The following is a 14,174-nucleotide window of genomic DNA, read 5'->3' on the forward strand; positions in this document are numbered from 1 at the left end:
TCTGTTTAGCCGAAGAATGATTCAGATACCCACAGATTATCCCTTGACGGCACCTGACGTCAACCCCGAAATAATTCTTCTTTGGAATATTAATACCAGAATGACCAACGGGAAGGTAGATATAAAAGAAGCGGCCGAGATTTGCCCCCAGGGCACATCGTAATCCGACGGCAGGCCGACGATCGCAACCGGCATCGTTTTGAGCGCATCCTTGGAAATGAATGTAACGGCATACAAAAATTCGTTCCAGGCAAAAATGAAGACCAGGATCGCCGTAGTAAACATCCCCGGAGCCACAAGCGGCAACAGTATTTTATAGAACGTTTGAAAGGGTGTCGCTCCGTCCACATCTGCCGATTCGTCCAGTTCCTTCGGCAGCTTGCGGAAAAAGGTGGTCAGGTTCCACAGCGAAAACGGCAGCGTAAAGGCGATATAAGGGAAAATCAGCGCCATGTACGTATTCATCAGATCCAGCTTCTGAATCATAAAATATAAAGGTGAAATGATGACCATCGCCGGGAACATGGAAATGCCGAGCACGAAATAAAGAATCACTTTGGAGCCCGGAAATTTGAGCCGAGCTAGTGCGTATGCGGCAATGGAAGAAACCATTAACGCAATCAGCATGCTGAGTGAAGCCACAAAAAAGCTGTTGACCAAATATTTAAGGAAAGCTTTCTTTTGGAAAACGTCGATATAGTTGTTCCAATACGTTAAGTCCGGTAACCAGCGAATATCATTAATGTTATACAGCATCCGTTCGTCCTGGAAGGAGGCGTTGGTGATCCAGTAAAACGGAAACACCGTAAACAGCACCGCACCGATGACGATCAATACTAAAGCGGCTTTTTCCCATGAAGCGGTTTTGGTTTTCATGCACGTTCCTCCTTCTCCGACAGAGTCCAAATGTAGATGGCGCTGATCGCCGCAATCACAACCAGGATGGATACAGCCAGCGTTGAGCCGTAACCGAAATCCAAATCTTTAAACAACGTTTTGTAGGCGTACAGGCTTGTCACTTCCGTCGCGTTGCCCGGTCCGCCCATGGTCATAACATAGACCAGATCGAAGACGCGGAAGCTGTCCAGCGTACGGAACAGAACAGCTACCAGAATGGTCGATTTGATCATCGGCAGCGTGATGGAGAAAAATTGGCGGAGACGCGTTGCGCCGTCTACCGAAGCCGATTCATACATATCTTTGGGAATCATCTGCAGGCCGGCCAAAATCAGCAGGGCCATAAACGGTGTCGTTTTCCATACGTCGGAAACAATGACCGCCGCAAGCGCGCTTGCCGGTTCGGACAACCAGGCGTGATATTGGTCGATCATGCCAAGCTTGCCAAGCAAAATATTGACGAAGCCCCACTGGTCGTTATACAGCCACAGCCACATGGTGGCCGAAACGACGGTTGGAATGGCCCACGGCACCAAAGCGGCAGCTCTTACAATACCGATCATCCGCAGAGGCAAATTCATAACGAGAGCCAATAGTAATCCCAGCACCAGCTCGAAGAATACGCTGACGACGGTGAAAATCATGGTATTCGCCAGCGAATTCCAGAATCTCGCGTCGTGAATCAATTTTTTGTAGTTCTCCATACCGATAAACTGCTGATCCTGAGGAGCCAGAAGCGAATATTCATAAAAGCTGAGCTTGACCGTCTGAAACAGCGGATAGATCGCTACCAACAGAATAAGCAGGATTGCCGGCGCTACAAAAATGTAACCCCATACCGCCTTTCTTTTCTCCAAATAGGTCATTTGAGTTTTCATTGCTTGTGCAGCTCCTTACTTGCATCATAATCCCCTCCGCCGTTTGGCAGAGGGGTGCCGGTCATGAAAATCGACATTATTTTGCAACGTCCTCAAGCTTCTTCTGAAGATCCGACAGCGCCTGCTCAACCGGTTTTTGACCGTTGAAGGCAAGCGATACCTCCTGTTGGATCGCTTCGGTGACTTTGCCGTAACGCGGAGACTTCGGACGGGAAACACCGTTTTTCAGTACTTCATAGAAGCTTTTGAATGAATCGTTCTTGGTCAGCACTTCTTGATCTTCGTACAAAGATACATCCGACGGCAAGCGTCCGCCCTCGATCGCCTTCACCTTTTGCTGCTTCGCTTCGGTCATCCATTGGATGAATTCAAAAGCTTCTTTCGGATGCTTGGACGTTTGGGATACAGCCAGGTTCCAACCGCCGAGTGTGGAGGCATGCTTACCGTTCTCGCCTTTAGGCAGCGGCACTACGCCAACCTTGCCCTTGACTGCGCTGCCTTCTTTTTCGGCAAGAGGCCATGCGGAGTTCCAATGTCTCATGAACACGGCGTTGCCGTTGAGGAATGTCTCTTGGCTTTCTTTTTCCATATAGGTGTTCACGCCGTTTGGCATAACCTCCTTCAGCTTTACCATCGTCTGAAGCGCTTTTACGTTTTCGGGCGAATTCACAACCGGCTTGCCGGAATCATCCAAAATTTTGCCGTTATACGATTCCATGATCTCCAGCACATTGGTGACCAAGCCTTCATACTGCTTGTATTGGCCGACAAAGCCGTTCATGTTGTATTTTTGGCCAAGCTCTTTGGAAAGCGTCAAAAGCTCATCCCAGGTTTGAGGCGGCTGGACGCCTTCTTTCTCCAGAATGTCTTTGCGGTAGTACAGCATGCCCGCCGTAGAGTTCCACGGAACCGCATACATTTTGCCATCTACCGTCACCGCGTCAACCGGCGCTTTCAAGAATCCGGTTTTCACCTTTTCCTTCATGGCCGCATCCATCAAATCGTCAACCGGGCTGATCCAGCCGGCCTTCGCAAATTCGCTGATCCATACGATATCAAGGCCGAGGACATCCAATGAATCGTCCTTAGCCGCCAGCCATGTCGTCAATCGGTCTCTCAGCTCTCCGGATGGCAGCGGTTTATACGTTACTTTAATATCGGGATGAGACTGGTTAAACGTCTCTACCAGCTTCTTATCTACACCCACACCGTCATCAAAGATGGTAAACGTCAGTTCAACCGGCTTTTTAGCTGCCTCATCCTTGCCCGCACCCGCTTCCTGGTTTTCTCCTGACGGAGAGCAGCCGGTTACAGCCAAGCTCAACAGCAGTAAACTCGCAGCCCATTTTTTCATTTCTTTGTTCCTCCCTTTTTTGCTTGCTTTGTTTTGTAAATGGTTACACCGGTCATTATAGAGGATGAAATGAAAACGGTAACATGGGTCAATCATCTGTTTACGGGGGTCAATCGTCCGTTGAAACCCCTTACAACAATCCCGAATTTCCCATTTGGGGTAGATTGTCTGATTCATGGTGGTCATTCGTCCTGACCTTTGCCGGAGCACTAGCCGCCCGGGAGCGGGGATGATACGCTTTCATCAATAATCCATCTTATTTACCATGGTTTTTGGAAAGGAGTCATATACGTTCATGATTCGCGATATGATTGGAGCCTCCGCCGCTATCCGGCAGATTCCTTCACACGGCCAAGACAAGCCGCTGGACACAGGAGGCGCGGGAATCACCGCCAGCATCGGAAACGACGGCAAGCTGCGTTCTTTCAATGACAAGCACAGCGTTCACGGCTATGTCACCCTGACCGGCATAGAACCGTTTCCTAACTCGGAGTGGTATCACTCCGATTATGTTCGCAGCTACCGTACTCTCCTTGTGGAATCGGACGTTACCGGCTTCGGCTGCGTGCCGGAGCAGGCTGAAGATACCGGCCTTTTCCTCATCGATCACCGCTACCCGGCATGGGAATCCGCCGGCGGTTCCTGGGAAGCGGCGGCAATTTATCTCGTTGATGAATCGGCGACCGGTTCACCCAGACTCGTGCAGTGGGTCCGCTGCAGGAATACAAGCGGAGAGCCGATCGATATGCGCTGGAATTTCGGGGGGCGCTTTAGCCTGCACCGCTGCAGCTATGGACAGCTGACCGAGGGCGGACCTATACCGCTTCCGGAGACGAAGCTCGAACTATCGGCCGATCAGCGGGGCTTATATATCCAGAGCCCTTCGTATGCCGCTGAGGCCGCAATTCTTTTATTCGGCTGGGATCATGCCCTGGAGGAGGAGCCCCGCAGCATCAGCAAAAACACCGATAAACCGGTCGATTATTCCAAACCTCTGACCGTACGGCTTATGCCCGGCGAAACCAGGGATCTGTTCGTCACCTATCAGATCAGGGATTTGAACGATACGGCGGGCGCGAATTCGTTTCATTACGGAGCGCCGAACGCCGACGATTTGACTGCCGCCATCGGCTCCAACGACCTGAAGCTTCTGCCTTCTGCCGAAGCTCTGCCTGGCATCCATATTTGGGCCAGGAATGTGGATTATATTCTTTCGTGCTGCGCCGTTCCCGTCAGGCCGGATTACTGCTGCATTTTGACCGATCACCAGCTTCTTCCTTTATCGTGGAACCGCGATTCATTCTACATGATGATGCTGCTCGTACAGGCCTACGAACAGGCGGAGCATCTATTCCGTAATCCGGAAAAAATCAGACGGCGGATTCTGCATGTATTGCGGGGGCATCTGTTATGGATGTTCGAGCGGGCGGATTGTCCGGAGCAATATTGGGGCCGGGCCTATCTGACGAACGGGTACTGCAAGGATTTGATCTACCAGCTTGATCAGCAGTGTTATCCGCTCTGGGAGCTGGCCGTCTATTATCAGCTGACGGAAGACAGAGCGGTGCTGGAGCGCTGCAAGGACCGATTCGTACAGGCGGTTCAAGGGCTGTTCCATGTGAAAGATCCCGATTATTGGCTGTTCCGCACCGCCGAAACGCCGGCGGACGATAAAGTGGAGCTGCCGTATCATCTGTCCAGTCATATTCTGCTGTGGAAAACCTTACAAGCGGTCGAACAGCTAAATCAAACTACAGGTTGGCTTCAGGAAAATATCGGAGCCTGGGCGGAGGGCGTCAAACAAGCGGTAGCCGAACATTTCAGCGGAAGCTGGAAAGGCAGCCCGGTTTGGGCTTACTTAACCGATGGGCGCGGGCGGCACTCCTACTATCACGATGCCAATGATCTGCCGACCGTGCTGGCGCCAGAATGGGGATTTGTCGAGCCCGGGACGCAAGCGTGGGAGCAGTGGAACGCGACGATGGCCTTCGCTTTTACGGAGGAAAACAAGGGAGGATTTTACCCTGGACCGTTCGGGGGCCTCGGGTCCGTTCATACGCCGCACCCATGGCCGCTTGGCGATGCTCAGGAGCTGGCTTGGCACAGGTTAAACGGCAGGCCGGAGGATTGGGCCCGGGTGTGGAGCAAGCTTCAGGCGACCGGCCAGCGGGACGGCCTGTTCTCCGAAGCTGTAGACGAGCAAACCGGCCGCGTCCGGTCCCGTTATTGGTTTTCCTGGCCCGGTGCGGCCATCGCGATGGAATGGCTTAAGCACAGCCGTTGATCATTGAAGGTTTAAGCAACAGCGGCAGAACCGCCCCGCAAGCGAGTGAAACGGCTTGCGGGGCGGTCCGTCTATTATTCCACCAAACCTTGCTTATAAGCGTAAATGGCCGCCTGCGTCCGGTCTTCCACACCGAGCTTGGCGAGAATGTTCGTGACGTGAAACTTCACCGTCTTCACGCCGATGAACAACTCGTCGGCCACATCCTGATTGGACTTGCCCGAGGCAATCAAACGCAGCACTTCCATCTCGCGCTCGGTCAGCTCCTCGTGGGGCAGCGATGCCTGCTTCGGCTGGCGCAGGCGGTTCATCAGCTTGGAAGCAACCTGCGGCTCGAGCACCGACTGCCCCTTCACCGCAGAGCGGATCGCCTGGGCGATTTCACCGGCGCGCGACGTTTTCAGAAGATAGCTGAATGCGCCCGCCTCGATAACGGGATATATTTTCTCGTCATCGATAAAGCTGGTCAGCACGATAACCTTGCAGTCCGGGTGCTGCTGCAGCAGCCGGCGCGTCGTCTCGATGCCGTCCATGCCGTCCATGACCAAATCCATCAGCACGACATCCGGCTTATACTCAAGCGCCATACGGATGCCCTCCTGACCGCTGCTCGCTTCGCCCACCACCTCTATACCGTCCTCCGTGCCAAGCACGGCCGCCAGACCAATGCGAACCATCTCATGATCGTCCACCAGCAGTACTTTAATCGTCGCTTCTTCCATTCTGATGTCCTCCTTCCGCCATAATCGGAATCCGAATATCAATACGCGTCCCCTTACCGGGAGCGGTAACTAAATTCATTGATCCGCCGATCTCGATGACGCGCTCCTTCATGGTGACAATCCCGTAAGAAGCCTGTTTTTTCATATCCAAATCAAAGCCGACGCCGTCATCCCAAATCAACAGCCGGACGGCATCCGCCGACGGCCTCGTAAGGCGAACCTCCAGCTTGGAAGCCTTGGAATGCCGAAGCGCATTGGACATCGCCTCCTGCACAATGCGGAACAGGTGGTCCTCAATGCCCCGCGGCAGCTTGATATCCTCGGTCAGCTCCCAATTGATCTGCATCGGCACCTTGGCGGACAATTCCTGCATCAGCTCGACAAGCCCTTCGGACAGCCGTTTGCCCTCCAGATGAACGGGCCGCAGGTGCAACAGCAGCGCTCTCATCTCCGACTGCGCTACGGAAGCCATCTCCTCGATCAAATAAATCTGCCGCTGCGCCTTGTCGAAATCTTTATCCAGCGTCCGCAGAGCGGCCGTCGCCGTCATCGAAATGGCGAACAGCTGCTGGCTGACGGCATCGTGCAGCTCCCTGGCCAGACGCTGCCGCTCCTCCACAATGGCCGAATACTTGGCCTTTTGCGCAAGCTGCGCGTTGTTGTTGGACAGCCGCTGAAGCGAGGTAACCTGCTCCTCCCACTTTTTCGTGATCGCATTTAGCTGCTCCCCCAGACGGCCGATCTCGTCTTCGCCCAACGGAGGTACCGAGCGGCTAAGGTTTCCTTTTTCCAGGGAGAGCATTACTTCACGCAGAAGCTCCAGCCTCCGCTTCATACGGCTGCTGTACCAAAGCCCGTAACAGCCGCCGATGACGACAACGATGGTGATGAGGGTAAGACTAACCCATACGCCTTGCTGCCATGATTCGAACGCTTTTATATATCCCTTGGATTGCAGGAAATAGACTATAACGGCAAACAAAACAAGGCTGAGCCCGATCGACTCTGCCATGCTTCGCCATATCATGTTGGTCAGACGTTTGTCATGTCCATCCATTTCCTAAGCGCCTCCAACGGTTTTAAACGATTTTAATATCAATGTCGGCCACGATATACGAAATTTCCAGGTTCACCTGATGAACCGCAGTCCGATAATTGGGCGACTGCCAGACCATTTTATTGAGTACCCCGGCCTCTTTATCATAGCCGATGCTCGTCTGTCCGAACAATACCGACGCCGATACAGACAAGCCTACATCTTCGGGTACGATCAAATCGATATCGGCGATCACGCCCTGCAGGATGATCGTCGTTTCTTTCTGCTCGGGAATGGCATACGTTAAATCCATCTGCAGCTCCCCAAGCACGTTCCAGATTGACATGCTGCGTAAAATCCACGGTTCCCTGCCCCACCGGATGCTTTCGATCAGGCTTTGCTTGCGAACGTGACGGCCATCCTGATGCATTTTACGCATTTTATTGTAAAAAAAGCCGAGCGAAATCAGAATAATCGCCACAATCATGGGCAAATTGCCGCCTACCAGAAGCAGCAGCCCGATGATCATCAGCCCGTAACCTTTTCTCTCGTCTCCCGAATGAAATTTATGGACACCGATCAGAAGTAAAAAGAGGGCTACCACGGTAAAAAAACTGAGATGATTGTCCGCCAGCAAAAACAATCCTGCGCCAATAAGTATAAGCGCAATGTTGTGATTGCGTTTGCGATGCATCCGTGCCGCCCCCTTTCGCCTAGTCTCCGGTGATTTAAGTAAAAGCCATAGCGGCTTGGAACGGCCCTCTATGGCTTTTGCCTTTCATAGCATATCACAATTGTCCACTTTGCTCCAAGCGCATTTTTCCTTGCGTTTACTGCCCTTGTTCGGAGGATATTTTTTCTTTCAGAAGCTGCAGCTGATCATCTATTTTTTGCTGTTTTGCCGGATCTGCGGCTATTGTGCTGCCGTAAAGGGAGCCTGCGTAGGCAGAGCCTGCATAGGGCTTGCGCGCCAATTCCGCTTCCACTTCCAGCGTCATGATTTTCTCTTCCATGCGGCGGAAGCCTTTCACGGCGCTGCCTCCATCAATCACGTTCTGATTTGTGACCTCGGCCATTTGCTTTTTCGCTTTCGCGAGCTGCGCTCTGGAAACCAGTTCGCTGCGTTTATTACGCATTTGGTAATAGGCATCCTTCATTTCGTGCAGCTGCTGCAGCAGCTCCGCTGCTTGAGCCTTCGCCTGCTCGTGCATTTCCGCATATTCCGTGATTTTTCCGTCATAGTACAATTTTTGCTCTAAAGCTTGCCGCGCCGTCGCCTCTTGACCGTTCTTCAGTGCTTCTCTGGCCTGTTCTTCGTATTGCGCACTGAGGCGGACCGCTTCTTCCCCGCGCTCTTTCAGCTTGCGCTCGCTGGAGATTTGACGGGCTACCGTCACTTCAGCCTGTGCGATTTCCTCTTCCATATCCCGAAGATATTGGTTCAGCATGACGATCGGATCTTCCACCTTATCCAACAATTCATGCATCGATGCTTTTGTCATATCCTTAATTCTTTTAAATACTCCCATGGCTACACATCTCCTTTAGGTTGATTTTGTTGTTTTTCATATTGCGCGACTTTGGCGCGAAGCTCTTCGATTTCTTTTCTCAAGGCTTTCTTTTCAATGTCTTTCATCATATCGTCCAGGTTGCTTCTGGCCGGTTCTCCGTATCCGGAAGCGGGCTGTGCGTACTCTCTTTCATAAGCAGGGTTGTCATGCTGCGGAGCCCAGCCGTACTTTTGCGCCTTGCGATAGTGCTTCTCCGCGCGCTTCCAATCCTTACAGCTGCCCCACTTGTGGCCGAAGCCGCCTTCCGAAGCGTACCCTGGACCTCCGCCGTAGGGTCCCCCTGTATAAGGCTCGTTCGGAATGACCAGTGCAGCCAGGAAATAGAGCGGGACAACGACCCCCACCGAAAAGAACGCCGCGATCACGACCAGAAGGCGCAGCAGCGTGGCGTCGATGCCGAACAGCTCGGCAAGACCTCCGCACAGGCCGGTAATTTGGCGGTCGGTACGTGAACGGTAAATTTTAGTCATAGTTAATTCCAGCCCTCCTGCTTCAGTTTATTGCGCAGCTTCGCAAGCTCCTGCTCCACCGCTTGTGTTGCGGTCCCGCTGACATTCGTCCAAGCCTCGCGCATCCCGCTTCTCACTTCCCTGAGTGTACGGGCCGACAGTTCCATATCGGACACCCGCTCCTCCAGCCGGTCGAACATCCGTGGTGTCGGACCGCCTCCCGAATGACGCAGCCTCTCGTTCATGCGCTGCTGCAGCTTGATGGATTCGAGCCTTGCGATGTAATAACTGCGTTTGGAAACGACCTCGTCAAAATCCGCCTTGAGCTGCTGAAGCTGGTCCTCCAACTCAACGATGCCCACCTTGCTTTGATCGTACAGCGCTTTATACTGTGCCGCCTTCTCCTCCTGCTGCATTTTTTCCTGCAGCGCGATGCGCGCGATTTCATCCTCGCCGGCTTTGAGCGCCAAGAGCGCTTGCTGCTCCCTGCGTTCCTTCATCTTCTCGGCCGAGGTGTACTGCTGACGGAGCGATGCCGCATGCGTCAAACACTGATGCAAAAGCCGTTCGGACTCTCGGATTTGCTCCGATTGGTTCGCCAGATATTTGTCAATCAAGCGTACCGGATCTTCCGCATTCTCCAGCATTTCGTTAAAATGCGCTACCGTTATGTCCCGGAATCGTTTGCCTAAACTCATGCTTTGGTCAACCACCTTTTCTCCTGAATTTCGTTAATGTTGTCTAGTAAGCTTTCTTGCCCCGGAGCATGGACACTCCGTACCAGATCAATCCGACAGCAATCAGAATTCCGATCAAGCCCGACAGCTTGCCGAGAAGAATCATTCCGCCCAAGACGATCAAAATCCAGCCGATGATGCTCTTTCCGTTTTTCAGCCCCAGAAATCCGAGACCCACCATCGCTGCCGGGAACAGGAATCCCATCAAATGATGCCCGAAGTGAAAGCCCATTTTGTTCAACAGGATCAAGGATCCGAAGGTGATCAACAGCAGCGCCAATCCGACATGTTTGTTCACTTTCATTTACTTCGCTCACCGCCTTTCGTTTCGTTGTCGGTCGTTTATGTCTTTATTTTAGGGGAATAGGGCTCCCTTCAAAACGGACCTACGGCGGTTTTTGAAACTGGACCTAAGTCCAGTAACCAACCCTCCTGCGGACAAGCAAGCTCCGGGACCGGCAGACCGCATGATAACGCGAACCACGGGCATAATAGACTTAACCAATTCAAGAACAGGATGGTAAACAAGATGAAATTCACAAAATACACAACCACGCTTTGGGCGGTCATCGCTCTTTTGCTGATGCTGCCGATGTTGGGAGCCGCCGTCGCCCCGAATTCGAATGCCGGTTCACAGCAGGAATCCGTCCCTGCTCCGGTACTCATCTATGACGTTAAGCAGGATAAAGTAGTCCAAGCGATTCCTAATACAGCCGAACTCCGCCAAGAGGCGTCGGACTGGTTTCAGCGAGTCGGAGGCTTATCCGGAAGATTCAGTGTCGGAGCGAACAGCGGTATTGTCATCCGGGTGCCGTTCCAGCCCCCGCTGCCCGTGACCAAGGCCGGTTTATCTTTTCAGTGCAAAGAACTGTTCGTCATCCTTCCCAGCCACGAAGAAAAAGAAAGCCCCCAGCTGCTGGCGTTCAGCACGGAGGACAAAACGTTCGTATTCGAATGTTCTTACCAAGTATTCGAGCCGTTTCTCAAAAAGTATAATATCGCTTTTGAAAGCTTATGACAGGGTTCGCCCGCTTCACTTAAGGAGAGATGCACGAATAAAATCGGAACCCCTCACCCCTGTATATGGGGTTTTCAACTCTTATGGGCACTATCCCTAAGGCTCAGATAATCGCAAACGTACAAGCGGTCCTTTTTAAAAAAACAACTAAAATAAATACTTGAAATCAGAGCGTATGTTCGATATAATTTGATTAGGAACATTTGTTCGGATGTCCATGATAGAACAATGAACTGAGCTATGGGGATAATGGCCATAAGGACTTTGAAGCACAATATATCATGGGATGAGCAGCGTCGAATTTCATTTCAGTTCACGCCACATCTCGAGACTTCAGCCACAGCAGCACCCGATTAGAAAAAATCAGGCAAATAGGTTTGACGCACGGGAATAAGCCGCTCCAACCTTTCGACCATTTCCGGCTTGCAATGCAACCTGCCTATTTCCCTCAAAAAACCCGGCCGCTGATAGCCCATGAGCATCGTAGACAATGTTTGAATGTCGCACTGTACTAATGGCCAATCCACCGTCGTTCCTGAATCATCAGCCACCCGCGCCGTTCCGGACTCATCTATCTTCACTTCGAACATCCGGTTGTTCCACTCTGCATGGGCATCCGACACGTCCAAAAGCAGCGTACTCTCTGTCCCTGAAGCGAAAGGATATTTCTCCAGAAAGCTTGCCGCATCTACGATCCGAGCCATAAAGTAAGGCACCAGCTCTTGCTTCACCCTGGGGTTGTCCAACAGGAAGGGCAGCCGATCATCCGAAGGTGCATTCACGATCAGCTTATCGATCATTGAATCGTGATCCGCCAAAAAACGCCACATTCCCATACGGGCCTCATGGTGCAGACTGACGAACTCATGAACTCTTAATACCCTTTCCTTTACCTGATAAAAAACGTATCCTGCCGGCTGGCCTTCCGTATCGTAATACACTGCGACTGTGCCCTGCTTATTTGCAAAAATGCGTTCCCGCCACCATGATTCATCTCTGACCAAAGCGCCGTTATACCGGGAGGCATATTTTTCGTAGATACTTCCCAGTAAAGGAAAATCCTGTACGATGCGCAGGATGCGTCCAGGTTGTGGACCTACTTTTGGCAGCAGTCCCGAAGGAATCTCATAAATTTTGTAATCCGTATAGGTCTCCCAACCATATTTACGGTAAAACGCAAACTGAAAGGGATGCAAAAACGATATGGTTTGTCCTTTATCCCGCATGACGCGTAATGCATTGGTCAGCAATTGTGCTACAAGACCGCCGCGCCGGTACTCCGGCCACGTCGCCACTCCGGCGATGCCGCCCATAGCAAATGTTTTGCCCTGAATACGAGTCTCCAGGTTGAGAATCGTCATTTTGGAAGCCAGCCGTCCATCCACATATGCCCCCCACAATTCATCGGAGTGAAGGTTGGCTTTACGTCTCTCCCGCTCTCCCGGCGTAAGTACGTTTTGAAAAGCAAATTCGGACAGCTCCAGACTCTCTGCAAAATGCTCTCTTGGAATATTGCGAATCTCTACTTTTCTATTCATGCACTATCCCTTTCCTTCCCCTTACGATCATTTTCACGATTCGATCGATTTACAATTCGCCACCATTTCATTGTGCAGCAAACGCCGCTTTTAAACAACCTATTTCACCGGATCCGGCAGCGTACTCCTTAGAGGGACAGGTGTTTTTCCCCAATTCCCCCCAATTCGGGTATACGTCCAATCAGCAGACATTACTTCCTCATATCTTATATCAGATTTTCTGAAAGGGGGATATCACATGAGCTTTGCTGGAGGCTTCTTTACGACCACTGGTGTTATTTTGGTACTCTTTATCCTTCTAGTTATTGTATCCCGTGCATGGTTTATCTAATGGCCAAAAGCCCAAAACCCCCGGCCGGGTTTTCGCCCTCCGGGGGTTTTCAATTTTGTCTTAATTCTCAGATAACCACATAATACGAACCTTCTCCCCCTGTGCTGCCCCCCTACCGCCCGAGGGAATGCAGATCAGGCAGTCGGCATCTTTAATCGACACCATGATACTTGATTTGTCGAGTCCAGCCGGCCGGACCTTTACCATACCGCCTTCGATACGCGAAGTTCCGCGCACATAACGGGGATACGCAGAGCCTTTGCTATAATCCACATCCAAAAAAGCCTCGGCTTCCGGCAGCAGTGGATGGTTCGCACCGAGAGACGCCTTCATAAACGGTCGAACGAGCAGCTCAAAGCCTACATAAGAGGCTCCGGGATTACCCGACAGCGCGAAAAGCGGCTTACCGTGCCACATACCGCATGATGTCGGGCTTCCCGGACGCATGGAAACCTTATTAAACAACAGGGTTCCGTCCCACCGTTCGAACAAATCGACCAGCACATCCTTATCGCCAACCGAGACGCCCCCGGTTGTAATCACGATATCAGCCCATTCGAGCGCAGCGAGCAGCTGTTTTTCTACAACCTCTGCCTCGTCAGGCAAAATCGGCATCATTTGTGGAAGCCCGCCTGCTCCCTTGACTTGGCAGGCCAGCATATAACTGTTGCTTCCGCGAATTTTACCGGGAGCAAGCGGTGAGTCCACAGGCAGCAGCTCGGAGCCGGTAGAAAAAATCGCCACCTTAGGCTGCTGAAAGACCGGTACGCGGTGGAATCCAAAGGTAGCCAGTATGGCAGCCTCACCCGGTCCGATGATACAGCCCCGTTCCAACAGCGGGGCGCCCGGCGACACTTCCTGGCCTATCGGCGTGATGTTCTCGCCTGCTTTCATCGCTTTACGTATCCCTACAGTTCCATCCTTTGCATCCTCAGCCCTGTCAGTCATCTCCAGCATAATCACCGCGTCAGCGCCTTCCGGCACGACAGCTCCGGTCATGATCCGTGACGCTTGTCCCGGTTCGATCGCTTTGGTCGGTACCGAGCCGCAGGGGATCATTTCCGTGACCTCCATCCTAATAGGAGCGTCAGCTGCAGCCGACGTCGTATCTACTGCTCTCACCGCATACCCGTCTACTCCCGACCTGCGAAAATGCGGCACCGGCTCGTGTGCGGTCATGTCCTGTGCCAGTCTTCTCCCAAATGCTTCCTCCAGCGGAACCTCTTCTGTCTTCATCAGCTGTGCTTGCTGAAGCACTTGCCGCTGCGCTTCCTCTAAAGTCACTGCCCTCCGGCCAAATCTTAAACTGCCCACGTGTTACCCTCCAATTCGCGAAGTACGTCTGACTGTCGGTGTATG

General features: G+C 52.2%; 15 protein-coding genes. 3 read left to right on the plus strand and 12 right to left on the minus strand.

Features of this window, described 5'->3' with window-relative positions; genetic code table 11:
* Positions 1–36: 36 nt before the first annotated feature.
* From IJ22_RS16730 to IJ22_RS16740, 3 genes are all read right to left on the minus strand, one after another.
* The gene (locus IJ22_RS16730) at positions 37–876 is read right to left on the minus strand and encodes a carbohydrate ABC transporter permease (RefSeq protein ID WP_062409637.1); all 840 of its coding nucleotides are present in this window, start codon (positions 874–876) and stop codon (positions 37–39) included.
* Positions 873–1,775 (minus strand): carbohydrate ABC transporter permease, encoded by a 903-nt coding sequence (locus tag IJ22_RS16735; RefSeq protein ID WP_062409638.1) that lies wholly within the window; start codon positions 1,773–1,775, stop codon positions 873–875. The genes IJ22_RS16730 and IJ22_RS16735 overlap by 4 nt, the downstream gene beginning before the upstream one ends.
* Before the next feature lie 76 nt (positions 1,776–1,851).
* On the minus strand, positions 1,852–3,129 hold the full coding sequence (locus IJ22_RS16740) for an ABC transporter substrate-binding protein (protein WP_062409639.1): 1,278 nt from the start codon (positions 3,127–3,129) through the stop codon (positions 1,852–1,854).
* Positions 3,130–3,424: 295 nt separating this feature from the next.
* On the opposite strand from IJ22_RS16740, the gene IJ22_RS16745 reads away from it, so the two are divergent.
* On the plus strand, positions 3,425–5,413 hold the full coding sequence (locus IJ22_RS16745) for a glycoside hydrolase family 125 protein (RefSeq protein WP_062409640.1): 1,989 nt from the start codon (positions 3,425–3,427) through the stop codon (positions 5,411–5,413).
* Between the two features lie 74 nt (positions 5,414–5,487).
* Here the strand turns inward: IJ22_RS16745 and IJ22_RS16750 are convergent, their stop codons facing one another.
* From IJ22_RS16750 to IJ22_RS16780, 7 genes are all read right to left on the minus strand, one after another.
* On the minus strand, positions 5,488–6,135 hold the full coding sequence (locus IJ22_RS16750) for a response regulator (RefSeq protein ID WP_062409641.1): 648 nt from the start codon (positions 6,133–6,135) through the stop codon (positions 5,488–5,490).
* Complete coding sequence (locus IJ22_RS16755; protein ID WP_054818849.1) at positions 6,116–7,192, minus strand: sensor histidine kinase; 1,077 nt, start codon at positions 7,190–7,192, stop codon at positions 6,116–6,118. The genes IJ22_RS16750 and IJ22_RS16755 overlap by 20 nt, the downstream gene beginning before the upstream one ends.
* A 22-nt stretch (positions 7,193–7,214) precedes the next feature.
* Positions 7,215–7,865, minus strand: a complete 651-nt coding sequence (gene liaF, locus IJ22_RS16760) for a cell wall-active antibiotics response protein LiaF (protein ID WP_062409642.1) — start codon at positions 7,863–7,865, stop codon at positions 7,215–7,217.
* A gap of 136 nt (positions 7,866–8,001) precedes the next feature.
* On the minus strand, positions 8,002–8,700 hold the full coding sequence (locus IJ22_RS16765; RefSeq protein ID WP_062409643.1) for a PspA/IM30 family protein: 699 nt from the start codon (positions 8,698–8,700) through the stop codon (positions 8,002–8,004).
* Positions 8,701–8,702: 2 nt separating this feature from the next.
* The gene (locus IJ22_RS16770; protein ID WP_054818847.1) at positions 8,703–9,212 is read right to left on the minus strand and encodes a PspC domain-containing protein; all 510 of its coding nucleotides are present in this window, start codon (positions 9,210–9,212) and stop codon (positions 8,703–8,705) included.
* A gap of 2 nt (positions 9,213–9,214) precedes the next feature.
* On the minus strand, positions 9,215–9,889 hold the full coding sequence (locus IJ22_RS16775) for a PspA/IM30 family protein (protein ID WP_062409644.1): 675 nt from the start codon (positions 9,887–9,889) through the stop codon (positions 9,215–9,217).
* Positions 9,890–9,932: 43 nt separating this feature from the next.
* On the minus strand, positions 9,933–10,232 hold the full coding sequence (locus IJ22_RS16780; RefSeq protein WP_054818846.1) for a LiaF transmembrane domain-containing protein: 300 nt from the start codon (positions 10,230–10,232) through the stop codon (positions 9,933–9,935).
* 225 nt (positions 10,233–10,457) lie between these two features.
* On the opposite strand from IJ22_RS16780, the gene IJ22_RS16785 reads away from it, so the two are divergent.
* Positions 10,458–10,946, plus strand: coding sequence for a hypothetical protein (locus IJ22_RS16785; protein WP_054818845.1), 489 nt, complete (start codon positions 10,458–10,460; stop codon positions 10,944–10,946).
* A gap of 353 nt (positions 10,947–11,299) precedes the next feature.
* Here the strand turns inward: IJ22_RS16785 and IJ22_RS16790 are convergent, their stop codons facing one another.
* On the minus strand, positions 11,300–12,484 hold the full coding sequence (locus tag IJ22_RS16790) for a GNAT family N-acetyltransferase (RefSeq protein ID WP_062409645.1): 1,185 nt from the start codon (positions 12,482–12,484) through the stop codon (positions 11,300–11,302).
* Between the two features lie 238 nt (positions 12,485–12,722).
* Between IJ22_RS16790 and IJ22_RS26810 the strand changes: the two genes are divergently transcribed.
* Positions 12,723–12,815, plus strand: coding sequence for a sporulation protein YjcZ (locus IJ22_RS26810; protein ID WP_083351381.1), 93 nt, complete (start codon positions 12,723–12,725; stop codon positions 12,813–12,815).
* Between the two features lie 60 nt (positions 12,816–12,875).
* Here IJ22_RS26810 and IJ22_RS16795 read toward each other — a convergent pair whose 3' ends face one another.
* Positions 12,876–14,129: a molybdopterin molybdotransferase MoeA gene (locus tag IJ22_RS16795; RefSeq protein ID WP_062409646.1), complete on the minus strand. Its 1,254-nt coding sequence runs from the start codon at positions 14,127–14,129 to the stop codon at positions 12,876–12,878.
* Positions 14,130–14,174 lie beyond the last annotated feature (45 nt).

Origin of the sequence: Paenibacillus naphthalenovorans, from assembly GCF_001465255.1 — a bacterium.
GTDB classification, from domain to species: domain Bacteria; phylum Bacillota; class Bacilli; order Paenibacillales; family NBRC-103111; genus Paenibacillus_G; species Paenibacillus_G naphthalenovorans.